This window comes from Nocardia sp. CDC153 (assembly GCF_035818515.1).
GTDB lineage: Bacteria > Actinomycetota > Actinomycetes > Mycobacteriales > Mycobacteriaceae > Nocardia.
Genome location: NZ_JAYKYU010000002.1, coordinates 1,620,346 through 1,637,353 on the forward strand (window position 1 = coordinate 1,620,346; position 17,008 = coordinate 1,637,353).

Sequence of the window (17,008 nt, forward strand, 5' to 3'; positions counted from 1 at the left end):
AGACAGTCCCGCGCCCGGGCTGGTGACGCGGGGGCTTGCGCCGCTCTTCGAGCAACGCCGCGTCCGACGCGGGAGGCTGGTTTGCAATTCCCAACATGCGAGACGCTAATATCGTTCTATGAGACAGCATAGCGGTATCGGGGTTCTGGACAAAGCCATGGCGGTCCTGCACGCCGTAGCCGAGCAACCCTGCGGCCTCAACGAGCTGTGCGCCCGTACCGGCCTGCCCCGCGCCACCGCGCACCGCCTGGCCGTAGGCCTGGAGACCCATCGCATGCTGGCCCGCGACAGCCAGGGTCTGTGGCGGCCGGGCCCGGCCCTGTCGGAACTCGCGACAACCGCCAGCGATCCCCTGTTGGACGCCGCCTCCACCATCCTGCCGCGCCTGCGCGAGATCACCGGGGAGAGCGTGCAGCTCTACCGTCGCGACGGGAACGCCCGCGTCTGCGTGGCCGCCATGGAACCGAACGCGGGCCTGCGCGACACCGTGCCGGTCGGGGCGCGCATGCCGCTGACCGCGGGCTCGGCCGCGAAGGTGCTGCTGGCCTGGGCCGATCCGGATCTGCAGCGCACGATCCTGCCCGAGGCCGTCTTCGGCGAGCGGGCGCTGGCCGAGGTCCGCCGCCGTGGCTGGGCGCAGAGCGCGGCCGAGCGCGCGGCCGGGGTGGCCAGCGTGTCCGCGCCGGTGCGCGATGCCGCGGGCGGGGTGATCGCGGCCGTCTCGGTCTCCGGACCCATCGACCGCATGGGCCGCCGCCCGGGCGCGCGCTGGGCCGCCGATCTGGTGGCCGCCGCCGACGCCCTCCACAAGCGCCTCTGAAGCGCTTCTGACGGACTTTCGGGTCGGTGATGCACCCGGGGTGACCCTCGGGCCCCACAACAGCCGTCACGACAGCCTCAGCGGCTCCAGCCGCCCGGCCCCCCGCCGATGCCTCGGCGGGGGGCTTTCGTTTGCTCACTGCGGGTGTGCCCCACATCGCGTCGCACCGCCACTGTGACCACGGCCATACGCCGTAAACTACAGTCGCGCCATGGGAGTTAATCAACGCGCGCAGATCGTGATGTCCGAGGCGGAGATCAGCGAATTCATCCAGCGCAGCCGCATCGCCACCATGGCCACGCTGAGCGCTTCGGGCAGCCCGCACCTGGTGGCCATGTGGTACGCCGTCATCGACGGCGAGATCTGGTTCGAGACCAAGGCCAAGGCCCAGAAGACGGTCAATCTGCGGCGTGACCCGCGTATCACCGTGATGATCGAAGCGGGCGACACCTACGACCAGCTACGCGGTATTTCCCTGGAGGGCCGCGGTGAGATCGTCGAGGATCCCGAGGCCCTGTTCAAGGTGGGAATCAGCGTGTGGGAGCGCTATACCGGGCCTTACAGCGAGGAGGCCAAGCCGTTCGTGGAGGCGATGCTGAACAAGCGGGTTGCCGTGCGCGTGGTGCCGGAACGAATCCGCAGCTGGGATCACCGCAAACTCGGTTTGCCCGCGATGCCCAAGGGCGGCACGACCGCGGCACCGCTGGACTAGTTCCCGCGCGGCCGTCGGATCGGTTCCACTGATTGAACCGCGAAACCCGAGATCTCCAGACGCAAAAGCGAAGGCCCCCAGCCGGTTGGTTGGGGGCCTTCGCTTTGTAGTCCCGACGGGATTTGAACCCGCGCTACCGCCTTGAGAGGGCGGCGTCCTAGGCCGCTAGACGACGGGACCAGGATGAGATCCCGGCGGTTTCCACCGCCGGTGCACTCGAATGGAGAACCGGAGTTCTCGCAGCTGGGGTACCAGGACTCGAACCTAGAATGGCTGAACCAGAATCAGCTGTGTTGCCAATTACACCATACCCCATTGACCTGGGCTTTCAGGCTCTCCCCGGGGGAAGTTCCTGACCGCTTTCCGGCCGAGAAGAAGATTAGCAGCATCCTCCCGTAGATACACAAACCGGCTGGTCAGAGGCCGGTTTGTGCATCATTTCGGACCCTCAAGGCGATCTCGGTCAGCTCTCTAGGAGATCTCGGTCAGGGCCGCGCGCAGGCGGTCCATGGTGACCCCGCGGCCCAGCAGTTCCAGCGACTCGTAGAGCGGCGGGCTGATGTGGGATCCGGTCACCGCGACGCGCACGGGCGCGAACGCCTTGTTCGGCTTGAGACCCAACTCGTCGATGAGCGCGGTTTTCAGCGCTTCCTCGAGTGGGGCCGCGGTCCACTCCGAGACGCCTTCCAGCGCCTTTACCGTGGCCTGCAATACCGGAGCGGTGTCGGGCTTCAGATTCTTCGCCTTCGCCGCCTCGTCGATGGCGAACTCTTCGGGCGCGATGAACAGGAACTTCAGCAGATCCCAGGCATCGCCGAGAACCTTGATCCGGGTCTGCACGAGATCGGCCGCCGTTTCGAACAGCTTCTCGTCGATCTCCGCGCCGATATGCCCGTGTCCGGTGAGGTACTCGCGCAGCCGGTGAGCAAAATCACCGGGGGTCAGCAGACGAATATGTTCGGCGTTGAGAGCGTCGGCCTTCTTCTGATCGAAACGAGCCGGATTCGAATTCACCTTCGAGATATCGAACGCTTCCACCATCTCCGCCATGGAGAACACATCATGATCATCCGCGATGCTCCAGCCGAGCAGCGCCAGATAATTCAGCAAACCCTCCGGAATGAAGCCGCGGTCGCGGTGATGGAAGAGATTCGACTCGGGATCCCGCTTGGACAACTTCTTGTTGCCCTGACCCATCACGAACGGCAAGTGTCCGAACTCCGGAGTGAACTCCGCGACGCCGATCCGTTTCAGCGACTCGTAGAGCGCCAGCTGTCGCGGAGTGGAGGACAGCAAATCCTCGCCGCGCAAAACGTGGGTGATCTTCATCATCGCGTCGTCGACCGGGTTGACCAGCGTATAGAGCGGATCACCATTACCGCGGGTGAGCGCGAAATCGGGAACCACGCCCGCGCGGAAGGTGGTCTCGCCGCGCACCAGGTCGTGCCAGGACAGGTCGGTGTCGGGCATGCGCAGGCGGATCACCGCGGGGCGGCCCTCGGCCTTGTAGGCGGCGATCTGCTCGTCGGTCAGGTCGCGGTCGAAGTTGTCGTAGCCCAGCTTGGGATCTCGACCGGCGGCCCGGTGCCGGGCCTCGACTTCCTCAGGGGTGGAGAAGGATTCGTAGGCCTCCCCGGCGGCCAGCAGGCGCTGCACCACGTCGAGGTGGATGTCACGGCGCTGCGACTGCCGGTAGGGGCCGTAGGGTCCGCCGACCTCCGGGCCCTCGTCCCAGGTGAGGCCGAGCCAGCGCAGGGCGTCGAGGATGGCCGCGTAGGACTCCTCGGAATCGCGTGCGGCGTCGGTGTCTTCGATGCGGAAGACGAAGGTGCCGCCGTGGTGGCGCGCGAAGGCCCAGTTGAACAGGGCGGTGCGGACCAGACCCACATGCGGTGTGCCGGTGGGCGACGGGCAGAAACGTACCCGGACGTCGGTCATGGCTCTCTTTCGTTTCAGGGTCACCGTGTTCAGCGTTTGGCGGCAACGGGATTGGACAGGGTGCCGATGCCGGAGACGGTCACCGAGACGGTCTGACCGGCCTGCAGCGGGCCGACGCCCTCCGGCGTGCCGGTGAGGATGACATCGCCGGGGAGCAAGGTCATTACGGCGGTGACCCACTCGATCAGCTTCGGAATATCGTGCAGCAGAAGTGAAGTGCGGCTGCGCTGCTTTTCCACGCCGTCGACCTCGGTCAGGATCTCCAGATCCGAAGGGTCCAGGGAGGTCTCGATCCACGGGCCCAGCGGGCAGAAGGTGTCGTAGCCCTTGGCGCGGGTCCACTGGCCGTCGTGGCGCTGCTGATCGCGGGCGGTGACGTCATTGGCGACGGTGTAGCCCAGGATCACCTCGTGGGCCTTGGCGGCGGGCACGTCCTTGCACGGGCGGCCGATCACGATCGCCAGCTCGCCCTCGTAGTCGACCTGAGAAGAGCTGGGCGGCAGGATGATCGGGGCGTTGGGGCTCTGGATCGAGGTGCTCGGCTTCATGAAGATGACCGGGTCGGCCGGGGCCGGACCGCCCATTTCCTCGGCATGCGCGGCGTAGTTCTTGCCGATGCAGATCACCTTGCTGGCCAGGATCGGGGCCAGCAGGCGCACATCGGCGAGCGGCCAACTGCGACCGGTGAAGGTCGGGGTGCCGAACGGGTGTTCGGCGATTTCACGAACGACGGCGTCGGAACCGTCGCCTTCGATGCTGACGAAAGCGACTCCATCTGGGCTGGCAACTCGACCTAGGCGCATGGGTGGCATCCTATCGACCGGCTTCGACCTGCCCGAACGCGCCCGACCGCGGGGCGGAGCGTGACAGCGGGAGGAACGAACGCCCCGCGACGCGGGGGGCGGGCGGCGTCAGCGGCATACCGGTCCGCATCGCCTCGGCCCTGATGTGGAAAGCACTTATACGCAAGGCAACTCACCGCCCGCCAGCCGCCTTCCAAGATCGGCAAGCGGATGTGAGCAAACTGACAGCTCGTCCCGGAAACCACCTTGCGCCTCAGGTGTACCGTAAGAGCCGATGTTCAAATAGTAAGACATCTGTTCCACATAGTGAGACGTGAGGTGAGGGTCATGACCACCGTGACACAGATTGGTGCGGCGCGACGGTGGAGCATGCTGGCCCTCGGAGTCTTCGCGCAAACCTCCACCGCGGTCATGACCAATGGCGCTCCCTTCCTGCTGCCGTCCCTGACCCAGCGCGGATTGTCGCTGGCCACGGCCGGTCTGCTGGTCGCCATGCCGCTGGTCGGCCTGTGCTGCACGCTGATCGCGTGGGGCTGGATCGTCGATCACGTGGGCGAGCGCACGGCGCTGGTGGCCGGTCCCGCGGTGATCTTCGTGACGGGCACGGCCGCGGCCTTCGTCACGAACTACGTTGCGCTGGGGGCATTGCTGTTCCTGGCCGGTGCGGGCGGCGGCAGCACCAATGGGGCCAGCGGACGGGTCATCGTGGGCTGGTTCCCGAAGAACCAGCGCGGGCTGGCCATGGGCATCCGCCAGACCGCGCAGCCGCTGGGCGTGGCCGTCGGAGCCCTGACGATCCCGGCCGTCGCTGCGGCACACGGCTTCTCGACGGCCGTCCTGGTGCCCGCGGTCATGGCGGGCGTGGCCGCGGTCGGCTGCCTGATCGGGATTGTGGATCCGCCGCGACCCGAATCCGCCGGGGGCGCAGGACGTCCCACGAATCCCTACCGTGGGGATTCGACGCTGTGGCGCATTCACGCCGTGTCGATTCTGCTGGTCATGCCGCAGGCCACCATCTGGACCTTCGGTCTGCTGTGGCTGCATCGCGATGTCGGGCTGTCGCTGGCGACGGCCGGCGCGGTGGTGACGGGCACCCAAATCCTGGGCGCGGCTGGGCGAATCGGCGCGGGCATGTGGTCGGATCGGGTCGGCAGCCGGTTGCGGCCGCTGCGCACGGTGGCGATCGCGGCCGTTATCTCCATGTCCGCCTTGGCCGTAGCGGCGTGGGCGCACCAGTGGTGGGCGGCCATCCCGATCCTGGTGGCGGCCTCGGTCATCACGGTGGCCGACAACGGGCTGGCCTTCACGGCGGTGGCCGAGATCGCCGGTCCGTACTGGTCGGGGCGCGGGTTGGGCATTCAGAACACCGGCCAGAACCTGGCGGCGGCCGCGATCGCCCCGGCCTTCGGCGCGCTGATCACCGCGGCCGGGTTTCCGGTCACGTACCTGCTGGCGGCGCTGATCGCCCTGGCGGCGGTGCCGCTGGTACCCGCCGGTTCAGTCCCTTTGGTGCCCACCGGTTCCCGCTGAATCGCCGATTCGGGTCGACCCGGGTCGCCGAACCGGGACGAATCCGGGTCGCTGATTCGGGGCAAATCCGGAAGACCTGTGCCCGTTACGTTTTCGCATCCCAATGCAACTGTGCGATATGCCTCACTGCCCCAGCTGATTTCACGAAATCACCTCTGAGGATGGCATTTCGGCGGCCGGGAGGGAACGGGCGAAGGGTGCGAATCGGTCGGATTTCGATCATTCGGGCAGTGGTACTAACCAGTGAATCACCTTGTCGGCGTCGATATTCGGCCACCGACACGACGCAGCCCCCGTCCCCGCGAGCGCGGGAACGGGGGCTTGACCGTGGAACCTAGAGCGCCGCGGCGATCCGGTCGCCGATCTCCACCGTCGAGGCGGCACCCGAGCGCGACGCCAGATCCTTGGCGACGGCGGACTCGATGCGCGCGGCCTCCTCGGCCTTGCCGAGGTGCTCGAGCAGCAGCGCGACCGAGAGAATCGCGGCGGTCGGGTCGGCCTTGGACTGGCCCGCGATGTCGGGGGCCGAACCGTGCACGGGCTCGAACATGGAGGGGTTGGTGCCCGAGGCGTCGATATTGCCGGAGGCGGCCAGGCCGATGCCACCGGAGACGGCGGCGGCCAGGTCGGTGATGATGTCGCCGAACAGGTTGTCGGTCACGATCACGTCGAAGCGGCCCGGGTCGGTCACCATGTGGATGGTGGCGGCATCGATGTGCTGGTAGGCGGTTTCGATGTCGGGGTACTCGGTGGCGACCTCGGCCACGGTGCGCGACCACAGCGAACCGGCGTAGGCCAGCACATTGTTCTTGTGCACCAGGGTCAGGTGCTTGCGGCGCTTGCGGGCGGTCTCGAAGGCGTAGCGGACCACGCGCTCGACGCCGAAGCGGGTGTTGGTGGAGACCTCAGTGGCCACCTCGTGCGGGGTGTTGACGCGGATCGCGCCGCCGGTGCCGGTGTAGGGGCCCTCGGTGCCCTCGCGCACGACCACGAAGTCGATATCCGGGTTGGCGGCGAGCGGGCTGGTGACGCCCGGGTACAGCTTGGACGGGCGCAGGTTCACGTGGTGGTCCAGCTCGAAGCGGGTGCGCAGCAGCAGGCCGCGCTCGAGTACACCGCTCTGCACCGACGGGTCGCCGATCGCGCCCAGCAGGATGGCGTCGTGCTGCTTGAGCTCGGGGATGACATTGTCGGGGAGGATCTCGCCGGTGGCATGGAACCGCTTGGCCCCCAGGTCGTATTCGGTCTTCTCCACGCCGGGCACGACCGCGTCCAGCACCTTGAGCGCCTCGGCGATGACCTCGGGACCGATACCGTCGCCCGGAATGACAGCCAGTTTCATGAAATCCATGCTCCGTTCGATAACGCGCGGGTGCTCCTCTCCGCGCTGGGCAGGAGAGTCCACGCGCCACCCTAGCGGGTGCCCCCGCAACCCCTTTCACCAGGGCGAATCACTCCCAACCAGTGGGATTCGCCCGCCCCGTCACCCCGGCGTGCCGGTAGCCGGGATCGCGTTCGCGGGTTCGATCCCGGCGCGGCGGCATTCCTGTTGCACCTTCACCGCCAGCGCATCGGTCTGCGTCGACACCGCCAGGCACCACTGCCGCGCCTGCTCCCCGCACGCCCGCTGCTGCTGACCACCCATCGTGCCGGCGGAAAGCACTGCGACACAGCCGTTCTCGGAGCGGCTGTAATCCGGCCGATGGTCCAGCAGCGTCCACGCCACCGCACCGGCGACGATCAGCAGCGCGACCACGGCCGTGCCGATCACCAGCTTGCGCCGCTCCCCCGCGCTGAGCGGCTCGGTGGGCGGCGTCTTTCCACGCATTCCCCAATAATCCGCGACAAACCCGCCCGATTCACCCGGATTCCGCGCGAAAATCAATTCATGACCGGGTCGTATCCGCTCCACTCGACCGTCCACTGTGTAGTCACCGGCCATGGCGCCCACTGGGTTTCGGTGCGCACCGCCTCGGGCCGCTCCGGCACCATCGACTGCCAACTGCTGCACGCGGGCCCGGGGCCGTGCACCGCGGACTCGCCTCGCGTCGGCGACCGCCTCACGTGCGTCGTGCTCGGGTACGAGCGCAACGGCCTGATCCGCTTCGGGATCGGCTCGGGGCCCGGGTCCCGCCGCCGGTAATGTTCGGCGGATGTTCGACAATCTCCGACTCGAGCGCAAACTCCAACGCCTGGAACGCAAGATCGATCTGATCATCGCGCACCTGGGCATCGACGATCCGGGCAGCGTCACCGATTTCACCGAGATCGACGATCTGCTGCGGCGCGGCAAGAAGATTCAGGCCATCAAGCTGTACCGGGAGCAGGATCCGACCGCCGGATTGGCCGAGGCGCGCGATGCCGTCGAGGCCCGGGACCGTCGGTCGGGCCGCTGAGGCGCTGCTCGCGCGCACGCCCGCCTCGACGACCTGATCTCCTCGCAAATGCACCGGGCCCCTTCCACTTTCCGTGGAAGGGGCCCTTATCGCGTGGTGCGGAAGCTACCTAGTCGAGGTTGACCAGGGCGACCTTGGCCGCGCCGACCGCCTCGGTGATGGCGGTCTGGACGTCGGCGGGGACGTCCTTGTTGACGCGGAGGATGACGGTCGCGCCCTCCTTGTCGAGGTCCTGGGTGAGCTGGGCGGCCAGGATGTCGATGCCCGCGTCGCCGAGCTTGGTGGCCAGGCGGCCCAGCTGGCCGGGCTTGTCCTCGTAGTTGAGGACGGCCAGGTTCAGGCCCTCGGCGCGCATGTCGTAGTTGCGGCCGTTGATGTTGACGATCTTCTCGACCTGGGCGGGCTCGGTGAGGGTGCCGGCCACGTTCAGGGTGCGGCCGTCGCCGAAGACGGCGCGCAGGTCGACCAGGCTGCGGTGGGTCGGGGACTCGCTGTGGGTGGTGACCGACGCCTCCAGGCCGCGGTCCTTGGCCAGCGAGGGGGCGTTCACGAAGGTGACCACCGGGCTCTGCCCGCCATCGGGTTCAGCCTCGATGAGCGCCGAGAAGACGCCGCGCAGGGCCGAAAGCTCCAGCACCGCAACGTCTTCCGAGGACAGCTCGCCGCGCACCTGGACCTCGAGGGAGACCGGCAGCTCGTCGGCGAGCGCACCCAGCAGCGCGCCCTGCTTGCGGACGATCTCCAGCCACGGGGCGACGATCTCGTTGACCGCGCCACCGGTGACGTTCACCGCGCCGGGCACGAACTCACCCGCGAGGGCCAGCTGCACCGACTTGGCGACATCGGTGCCCGCGCGGTCCTGCGCCTCGGCGGTCGAAGCGCCCAGGTGCGGGGTGACGACGACCTGCGGCAGCTCGAACAGCGGGCTGTCGGTGGACGGCTCGGTCTCGAACACGTCGATGCCGGCGGCGCGCACGTGACCGGAGGTGATGGCGTCGGCCAGGGCCTGCTCGTCGATCAGACCGCCGCGGGCGGCATTGACGATGATGACGCCCTTCTTGGTCTTGGCCAGGGTCTCCTTGTTCAGCATGCCCTTGGTCTCAGGAGTCTTGGGCAGGTGAATGGAGATGAAGTCGGCGCGCTCGAGCACCTCGTCCAGGCTCAGCAGCTCGATGCCCAGCTGGGCGGCGCGGGCCGGGGAGGTGTAGGGGTCGTACGCGATGACCTTGGTCTCGAAGGCGGCCAGGCGCTGCGCGAACAGCTGGCCGATGCGGCCCAGGCCGATGACGCCGACGGTCTTGCCGAAGATCTCGACACCGTTGAACTTGCTGCGCTGCCAGGTGTGCTCGCGCAGGGTGGCGTCGGCGGCGGGGATCTGGCGGGCGGCGGCCAGCAGCAGGGTGACGGCGTGCTCGGCGGCGGTGTGGATGTTGGAGGTCGGCGCGTTGACGACCATGACGCCGCGCTCGGTCGCGGCGGGCACGTCGACATTGTCGAGGCCGACGCCCGCGCGGGCGACGATCTTCAGGTTCTTGCCCGCCTCGAGCACCTCGGCGTCGACGGTGGTGGCCGAACGAACCAGCAGCGCATCGGCTTCCGGCACGGCGGCCAGCAGCTCGGCACGGTTCGGGCCGTCGACCCAGCGGACCTCGACGCCGGAGCCCAGCGCGTCGACGGTCGACTGGGCGAGCTTGTCGGCGATCAGAACAACAGGAAGGCCTGCTTGGCTCACGGTGGGGTACTCCTGAGGAAGGGATCCGGGATTTACGGGCGTCAGCTTAATGGGCTGGGAATTGCTGTGTTTTACCGCCTGGTAGGCAAGTGCCATCAAAGCCTTGACCAGCGGGTTTGAGAATTGATCGGATGAAAGCGGCCGGTCGGTGGCATTTCCCGGCGGGGGGCGAAAACGCACCGGGGGCCGAAAACGCGAATGCCGGTCCCGAGCTGTGGCTCGGAACCGGCTTCCGCCAGCACGACTCAGGCGGCGACTTCGGCCGACAGCATCAGATCCGCCACCGCGCCGTAGGCCGCGGTCCAGGTCTGCGCGAGTTCCGGCGTCCAGCCGTCACCCAGGAAGTGCTCGAGGGTGGCGAGCAGCGAGGCACCCGCCACCGGGTAGTGGTCGGCGATGACGCCGAGGCGGGCGTGGTGGGCGCCCAGCTGTTGCACGAAAGACGGGTCGTCGGCGAGGGTCTCGACATTGGTGACGATCCGGGCCAGGCCGGCCAGGAAGCGCTCGCGCTGCGGGGCCAGATCCTCGGCGAACATGCCGCGGACCTCGGGGTGGGCGGCGAACAGGTGGTCGTAGAAGTACTCGACGGCCTCCGGGCCGACGGCGTCGACCTGCTGCCAACTGGACTGCAACGCTTCGATATTCACAGGGAAGTCCCCAATTCCGTTTCTCACGTGGGCTGTTGCGATGTGGGCTGTTGCGATGGATTCAGTTCTGGGCTGCGCGTTCCGCGGACGGTAGGTCCGGCGTGAACGAATCACCCGGCAGCGCACCGTAGTTGGCCGCCGGGAGCGGCAGCAGCGCGAGCTTGTCCACCTCTACGTTGAGGGTCTGGATCATGGCTTGCAGCTGCGACCGCAGCAGCTCGGAGTAGGCGCGCAGCTGCTCGTGGCGCTGGTCCTCCAACTCCGGGTCCGGGTAGCCCGCGGATCGGGTGGAACCCACGGATTCCCTTGCCCGCTGCAGCAATTCACGCTGCTGGGCACGCGCGACCGACATCAGGTCGCGGGCATGGTTCTCGGCCTGTTCGATGATGGCGTCCGCGGAGAGCTGCGCGCGGTTGAGGACGCTGACGGCGCGGGCGCTGATGCCCAGCTCGTCCTTCTCCAATTCGCCCTGCAGCCGGTCGATCTCCCAGTGCGCGTTGGCCAGCTGCTGCTGCAGCTCGGCCACCTCACCGGCGGAGGCCATGGTCTGCATCTGCATCTGCAGCGCCTCGGCCTTGGCGGACAGCTGCATGTTCTCCCGTTGCAGGCGAGCCAGTTCCGAGGAATTGCTGGTGAGGGTGAGGTTGCGATTCTCGCGGGCGAGCCGGGTCATCGAGCCGCGGACCTGCTCGAGGAAGCGGTCGACCTCCTCGGCGTCGTAACCCTTGCGGCCCAGCCGAGCATTCTTGAAACGGACGGAGCGAATGTCGTCGGGTTTCACATCCATTGGGCCACCTTGTCCGTGCTGCGTGGTCCGGCGGCGGGGGCCGGGAGTCCGAACGTCTCGAATCTGATTGCGTGGCGCGGCATTCCGGCGGTGGTCAGCGCCGTGACGGTCGCGTTCACCATGGCGGGCGAGCCGCACACCAGCGCGGTGGTGCCGGTCAGATCGCGGCCGCGGGCGGCGACCGCGCCGACGGTGCCCTGCACGCCGTGGAAGCCCGGATCCTCCGACACCACGGGGATATAGGAGAACCAGGGGTGGTCGGTGAGCGCGGTGAGCGACTCGTGGTCGTAGAGATTCCACGAGGTGCGCACGCCGTGCAGCAGTTGCACGCGCGGCACGACGGCCCCGTGATTCGACTCCTGCGCGAAGCGATCGACCAAGGCGCGCAAGGGAGCGAGCCCCGAACCGCCCGCGATCAACAGCAGATTGTCCACCGCGTCGGAGGGCACCTGGAAGGCGTTGCCGAGGGGCGAACCGAGGCGGATCTGATCGCCGGGGCGGACCTGGCGCGCGAAGGTGGTGCTGACCTCGCCGCCGTCCACGACCTGGACGTGCAGGTCGAAGGTGCCGTCCGGGCGCGGGGCGTTGGCGGGCGAGAAGTAGCGCCACAGCCGCGGGCGCTGCGGGATCTCCACGGCCAGTGACTGTCCGGCCGCGTAGTGATAGGGCTGGTGCGGGCGCACCGTGTGCACGGTGACGTCGACGCTGCGGCGTTCCGTCGCAACGATTTCGGCGTCCCACCAGGCCGGGGTGTCGGACGCCTGATCCGCGGCGTTGATCATGATGTCGGCCACGGCGTAGTACGCGCCGGTCCAGGTCTGGGCCAGCTCATCGGTCCAGCGCGGGCCCAGGAAATGCGCCAGGGTGGCCAGCAGCGAGGCCCCGGCGGCCGGGTAGTGCGCGCCGACCGCACCGAAGCGGCGGTGGTCGCGGCCCAGCTGGGCGACGAATTCCGGATCGGCCGCGAGGGATTCGACATTGCTGACGATCCGACCCAGGGCGGCGAAGAACTTCTCGCGCTGGCCGGTCATCCGGATGGGGAACATGTCGCGCACCTCGGGGTGCGCCAAGAACAGGTGCGCGTAGAAGTACTGCACGGCCTCATCGCCGACGCGCTCGACCAGCCGCCAGCTGCTCTGCAATGCCTCGACGTTCACGTGGACACCACCACTCCAACACTCCCTCTGGACACGGCCATGTCCGCATCGTCAATGCGGGTGAGTCATGGGACGACTGTCCAATAACGGCAAACATAGGGCATTGCCGAGGGCGTGTCTAAACGAAAGTGAGGCACCGACTTTGGGCAAACCTCTAGCGAATTACGCGTCGATTGTGGGGCTTTTCCGGCACTGAGACGCCGGTCACAGATAGCCGAAAGCCCGGCGTCGGAGCTACGGAGTCCGATGCCGGGCTTTCGAATGTCGAATTATTCGACGTCAGCCAGTTCTCAGCGGCCGAAGGAACCGGTCCACAGGGTGTCCAGGATGCCGTGAAGAGCGGCCGAGCCGGTGCTCAGCAGACCGTTCAGAGCAGCGGAACCGGTGTCGATGATAACGGGGATCATGAAATTACCTCTTCGAATTTCGGGCGAACTTATCTGACATGAAGCGTATCGGGCGGCATTCCGGGCCCGTTACGGGGATTAGCGCGATGTGACCGGCGTCACGATCTTGAAATTCTGTGGCACCGTTCATATGGGTGTCGAATTCCCGCCATATAACGTGCCGATCACGCCCCTATTTCTGGGGGCGTGATCTACGAAAATCGCTTGGACCAGGGTGATCTCGGGAGCTAGCGTCGGGTCCCATGACACTGCGTTCGATCCCTGATTCCATGGACCCGGCGGTGGTCGCCACGATCGACGGGGAGCTGGACCGGATCGTCCGCGAACACGGCGTCGACGTGCTGCTCGCCATCGAAAGCGGCAGCCGCGCGTGGGGGTTCCCCTCGCCTGACTCGGACTACGACTGCCGTTTCGTCTACCTCCGCCCGCTCGACGACTACCTGACCCCGTGGCCCGGCCGGGACGTCATCGAGACCCCGCTGATCGGTCTGCTGGATGTGAACGGCTGGGATCTGTTGAAGGCCCTGCGCCTGCTGGTGAACGGCAACGCGGTACTGATCGAATGGCTCTCCTCGCCCATCGTCTATCGCGGTGACGCGCAATTCCGGACCGAATTGCGCGCGCTCGCCGACGAGGTCGCCGACCGCAATCGGGTGGCCCGGCATTACCTGCATCTGGGCCGCCGCCAGTGGCAGCTGTTCGACTCGAATCGTTCGCTGAAGAAGGTGTTCTATTCGCTGCGACCGGCAATGGCATTGCGTTGGCTGCACGAGCATCCGGACAAAGCCGTGGCACCGATGCATTTGCCGACGCTCCTGGCCGAATGCGACCTCTCGCCCGATTTCGTCACGGCCATAGCGGAATTGACGGAATTGAAGTCCAAGACCCGGGAAATGGGGTCGGGCGAAGTCCCCACGCCGATAGCGGATTTCATCTCGACCGAGTTCGAGCGGGCCGCGGTGGAATTCGTGCGGGACGATCCCACCCAACGGCGACATGCACAGGCTCTATCAACCGAATTCTTCCGCCGCCGCCTGCGCGGCTGAAAGAATCCCGCGAGCATCGCCCGCGACGGACCGCCGTCGCGGGCGATGCGGGACCGTCGGCGGCCCCGCGATCGCCGCCCGGTCCGGCGTCGTCAGTGCCCGGCGGTGACGATGACGCGCACCCCGACGGCCTCGGGCCCCGGCTTGGTCGCGCGCACCTCGAACTCCACCCGCTGCCCCTCCGCCAGCGACCGGAACCCCTCGCCCGCGACGGCGGTGTACTCCACGAACACGTCCGGCCCGCCACCATCCGGGCTCAGGAATCCGAACCCCTTCTCGCTGTCGAACCACTTCACCGTGCCGTGCGCCATGACCAACCTTCTCGAATATCCGACAAAATCCACGCCCCCACACGTGCCGCGCTCCATGGTGTCACGCCCCGCCCGTGCCCGAGTGGCCGCCCACACGACCCCATCCATATATCGAATAACCGCCCCACCCCGCATCACTCACCGGCGGCCGCCCGAGTGCCTCACCACTCGACCGATTCACGCGAGCACGGCCCCCAAGTGCCCTGGGCCACATCACCTCTGCCGCAACGTCAAGATCAGGCAGCTCTCCAGGTGGAAATTCGGGCGAATTGCCGCCGGGCCAGCTCCCTGATCTTGATGCGGTGAGGGGTGGTGCCCGGGCTGCCCCTCGTCCGGCCCGGGCACCGGGGCCCGCGCTGCGCACCGGCGCGGCTCACGGGTCGTGCTCGCTTCGACCCGGCGCGGAGGGTGCGGCGCGGGTGGTCTGCCGCGTCAGCCCGCGCGCATGTCGCGGCCCTCGTCGTCGGTCTCGGATCCGCGCATGGCGTAGACGCGTTCGAGGAAATCGCGGTGCGCGCGCAGGGTGGAGTCGAGCAGTTCGCGCCAGGTGCGGCGGTCCACCCGCTGGTCGCTGACCAGCGAGGAGAGCGAGGCCGGGCCCAACTTGTCGATGTGGTCGACGATGAAGGTCAGTCGGCGCCTGGGGAATTGGGCGCCGATGCGGGGGTTGTCGTTCAGGAAGTGATCGAGTTCGTAGAGGTAGTTGACGGCGCGGTTGTACTCCTCGTCGGTGAGGTGGTAGTCCATGCGCTTGATCTCGACGATCCACAGTTCGCCGGAGTCGTGCAGCAGCACGAAGTCGGGTTCGCGTTTGGGGCTGCCGATGGTGGAGGTGACCAGCGGGGTGCCGAATTTCTGTGCGTACCAGCGTTCGAAGCTGGCGCGCACGCGCTTGAGGGATTCGTTCATGCCCAGCGGCGTCCATTCGGGGGCGAGCAGCCAGGGCGCGCTCTCGATGAGCTCCTGGAAGGGTCGCTCCAGCGAGCGGCGGTCGTCGATGAGGCTGCGCAGCCGGTCCACCACCGCGACGCGTTCGCTGGCGATCTGGCCGAGGGAGTAGATCTCGGCCACCCGCGCCCGCTCGAACAGTGCGACCACGACATCCAATTCGGGATCGCCCTCCTCCTCGGCGATCTCCTTGAGGGTGTCGAGCAGACTGCGCTGCGGCCCCAGCGACAGCGCCAGCCGCAGCATGTTCTGGATGTGGGCGGGATCGTCGAGGGAGGCACGGTCCTTGTGCGCCACCAGGATTCGCGCGGCATCCAGGACGGACTCGCGGAACAGGCGGTCACCGGGGGCGATGGCGTCGAGGGTCTCGTGGATGCGGGAGCGCTCCACGAACTCCTCCCAGACCCGGCGGCGAATCGACTTCTCGCCGAGCCTGCCGATCTCCTTGATCAGCGCCCGACCCCACTGGGCCAGCGCCTCCCCGCGCGGGGAATTCCAGATGATGTCCTGGCGGTCGGAGCGGACCAGGTCGTCATCATCGTCGAGCCAGTCCACATTGATCGCGCCGACCAGATAGGAGCGCAGTTTGAATTCCCCGGTGAATCCGGCCGAGATTCCGAAATCCCGTGTCTGCGCGACGATCTTGCCGCGCGCGTAAATCCGCACCCCCGCCATGGCCTCATCGCGATACGGCTGTTTCGAGTAGGCGATCCAGCCGGTCACGGGCAGGAATTGCCGCCCGAATCGCACCGGCACCCGGCCCACATCGACGCGCGTCTCCTCCATGACATCGATGGGCAACTGGCTCAGAATGAAGCTCTCCTGCCCGATGGCATTGCGCACCTCGACCCGCCAGTCGGCGCGCTCGATGCCGAAGCGGGCCGCCAGCTGACGATTCAGTTCGGTCCCGGTATTCACCCTTTTGCGAAAGAAATTGCGCAGGATGATGGTGGTGCCGCGCTTGGCGGTGAAGGTCCCGTCCAGGCGGCCGGGTCGCGGGTAGTAGTCGCTCTCGGTGTCGGAGAGCATGTCGTCGAGGTCCATCACGATGTGAGAGACGTTCCAGCCCAAAGGAGTTCGGTCCTCGTCACGGCTGCCCGCGGTGATCACCTCGATGGTGCGGCAGATGCCGAAGGCAGCGAGTTTGCCGATTCCCTTGCGCCCCATGACCGGCCGCCGCCGTTCGCGGGACAGGTCGGAGCCGGTGCGCACGCGCCGGTCCGAGCCCACCATCAGATAGTGCTCGTTGACTTCCGCGGCGGTCATGCCGTGGCCATTGTCGGAGACGACGATCTCGTACGCGGGTTCGTCGGCGGCCCTGACGGTTCCGGCCAGCATGGCGCCCCAGGGCAGCACGACCTCCACCTCGGTGGCGTCGGCGTCGTAGGAATTTGCGATGAGTTCGGCCAGTACCGCCGAAACCCTGTCGTAGAGCCGGATGCCGAGTTTGTCGATCGCCAACCGGCTGATGCGCATCGTGTACTTGTGGTCTTCGCGGTCTTGCGCGACTACCCGCACGTCCGGGTACATTGTGCAGGCCCCCATTGCCCTACGGGTAGCCGTCGTTCAGCTACCTCTGAATTCGATGCAACGCTGATTGATTAACGAGGGGCTGAACATTTACCATCCGCTTAGTCACGGTGTGATTCCGGGATTCACCAACCGATAGCCCAGAGCAACGGCAAGGTCTCGGTTACCTCCGCGAGACCGCGTAGCCCGCATCGGAAGCCGCGATTGTGCGATTTCGCCGGGGTGCTCGAGTGCGGCCCGAGCG

16 protein-coding genes and 2 tRNA genes are annotated in these 17,008 nt (G+C 67.2%); 6 read left to right on the top strand and 12 right to left on the bottom strand.

Translation table 11 applies throughout. The features are described 5' to 3' along the window. Positions 1-118: 118 nt before the first annotated feature. Complete coding sequence (locus tag VMT65_RS16055; protein WP_326308994.1) at positions 119-820, top strand: IclR family transcriptional regulator; 702 nt, start codon at positions 119-121, stop codon at positions 818-820. A gap of 211 nt (positions 821-1,031) precedes the next feature. Then, positions 1,032-1,532, top strand: coding sequence for a pyridoxamine 5'-phosphate oxidase family protein (locus VMT65_RS16060; RefSeq protein WP_326308995.1), 501 nt, complete (start codon positions 1,032-1,034; stop codon positions 1,530-1,532). A gap of 107 nt (positions 1,533-1,639) precedes the next feature. Here the strand turns inward: VMT65_RS16060 and VMT65_RS16065 are convergent. The 4 genes from VMT65_RS16065 to VMT65_RS16080 form a co-directional block, all read right to left on the bottom strand. Next, positions 1,640-1,712, bottom strand: a tRNA-Glu gene (locus VMT65_RS16065). A 63-nt stretch (positions 1,713-1,775) separates the two neighbouring features. Beyond that, a tRNA-Gln gene (locus tag VMT65_RS16070) sits at positions 1,776-1,847 on the bottom strand. A 156-nt stretch (positions 1,848-2,003) separates the two neighbouring features. Then, positions 2,004-3,470, bottom strand: coding sequence for a glutamate--tRNA ligase (gltX, locus tag VMT65_RS16075; protein WP_326308996.1), 1,467 nt, complete (start codon positions 3,468-3,470; stop codon positions 2,004-2,006). Positions 3,471-3,499: 29 nt separating this feature from the next. Further along, the gene (locus VMT65_RS16080) at positions 3,500-4,273 is read right to left on the bottom strand and encodes a fumarylacetoacetate hydrolase family protein (protein ID WP_326308997.1); all 774 of its coding nucleotides are present in this window, start codon (positions 4,271-4,273) and stop codon (positions 3,500-3,502) included. A gap of 327 nt (positions 4,274-4,600) precedes the next feature. Between VMT65_RS16080 and VMT65_RS16085 the strand changes: the two genes are divergently transcribed. Then, positions 4,601-5,803 carry an MFS transporter gene (locus VMT65_RS16085; protein WP_326308998.1) on the top strand — a complete coding sequence of 401 codons (1,203 nt, stop codon included), beginning with the start codon at positions 4,601-4,603 and terminating at the stop codon, positions 5,801-5,803. Positions 5,804-6,137: 334 nt separating this feature from the next. Here VMT65_RS16085 and VMT65_RS16090 read toward each other — a convergent pair whose 3' ends face one another. Together VMT65_RS16090 and VMT65_RS16095 are read right to left on the bottom strand one after the other, a co-directional pair. After that, positions 6,138-7,145, bottom strand: coding sequence for a 3-isopropylmalate dehydrogenase (locus tag VMT65_RS16090; RefSeq protein WP_326308999.1), 1,008 nt, complete (start codon positions 7,143-7,145; stop codon positions 6,138-6,140). Positions 7,146-7,286: 141 nt separating this feature from the next. Continuing rightward, positions 7,287-7,631 carry a hypothetical protein gene (locus tag VMT65_RS16095; protein WP_326309000.1) on the bottom strand — a complete coding sequence of 115 codons (345 nt, stop codon included), beginning with the start codon at positions 7,629-7,631 and terminating at the stop codon, positions 7,287-7,289. A gap of 60 nt (positions 7,632-7,691) precedes the next feature. Between VMT65_RS16095 and VMT65_RS16100 the strand changes: the two genes are divergently transcribed. Both VMT65_RS16100 and VMT65_RS16105 read left to right on the top strand, forming a co-directional pair. After that, a complete protein-coding gene (locus VMT65_RS16100) occupies positions 7,692-7,946 on the top strand; it encodes a hypothetical protein (RefSeq protein ID WP_326309001.1) in 255 nt (84 codons plus the stop codon). A 10-nt stretch (positions 7,947-7,956) separates the two neighbouring features. Continuing rightward, a complete protein-coding gene (locus VMT65_RS16105; protein WP_326309002.1) occupies positions 7,957-8,199 on the top strand; it encodes a hypothetical protein in 243 nt (80 codons plus the stop codon). 109 nt (positions 8,200-8,308) lie between these two features. On the opposite strand, the gene serA is transcribed toward VMT65_RS16105, so the two are convergent. The 4 genes from serA to VMT65_RS16125 all read right to left on the bottom strand — a co-directional run bounded on the left by serA (position 8,309) and on the right by VMT65_RS16125 (position 12,522). Further along, complete coding sequence (gene serA / locus VMT65_RS16110; protein ID WP_326309003.1) at positions 8,309-9,931, bottom strand: phosphoglycerate dehydrogenase; 1,623 nt, start codon at positions 9,929-9,931, stop codon at positions 8,309-8,311. Between the two features lie 245 nt (positions 9,932-10,176). Beyond that, positions 10,177-10,578, bottom strand: coding sequence for a globin domain-containing protein (locus VMT65_RS16115; protein ID WP_326309004.1), 402 nt, complete (start codon positions 10,576-10,578; stop codon positions 10,177-10,179). Positions 10,579-10,639: 61 nt separating this feature from the next. Further along, positions 10,640-11,365: a DivIVA domain-containing protein gene (locus VMT65_RS16120; protein WP_326309005.1), complete on the bottom strand. Its 726-nt coding sequence runs from the start codon at positions 11,363-11,365 to the stop codon at positions 10,640-10,642. Next, positions 11,356-12,522, bottom strand: coding sequence for an FAD-binding oxidoreductase (locus VMT65_RS16125; RefSeq protein WP_326309006.1), 1,167 nt, complete (start codon positions 12,520-12,522; stop codon positions 11,356-11,358). The genes VMT65_RS16120 and VMT65_RS16125 overlap by 10 nt, the downstream gene beginning before the upstream one ends. 649 nt (positions 12,523-13,171) lie before the next feature. On the opposite strand from VMT65_RS16125, the gene VMT65_RS16130 reads away from it, so the two are divergent. Beyond that, complete coding sequence (locus VMT65_RS16130; RefSeq protein ID WP_326309007.1) at positions 13,172-13,975, top strand: nucleotidyltransferase domain-containing protein; 804 nt, start codon at positions 13,172-13,174, stop codon at positions 13,973-13,975. 92 nt (positions 13,976-14,067) lie between these two features. Here VMT65_RS16130 and VMT65_RS16135 read toward each other — a convergent pair whose 3' ends face one another. Both VMT65_RS16135 and VMT65_RS16140 read right to left on the bottom strand, forming a co-directional pair. Beyond that, entirely contained in the window at positions 14,068-14,286 is a 219-nt protein-coding gene (locus VMT65_RS16135) for a cold-shock protein (protein WP_326309008.1), read from the bottom strand. Positions 14,287-14,718: 432 nt separating this feature from the next. Beyond that, the gene (locus VMT65_RS16140; RefSeq protein ID WP_326309009.1) at positions 14,719-16,752 is read right to left on the bottom strand and encodes an ATP-binding protein; all 2,034 of its coding nucleotides are present in this window, start codon (positions 16,750-16,752) and stop codon (positions 14,719-14,721) included. Positions 16,753-17,008: the final 256 nt, after the last annotated feature.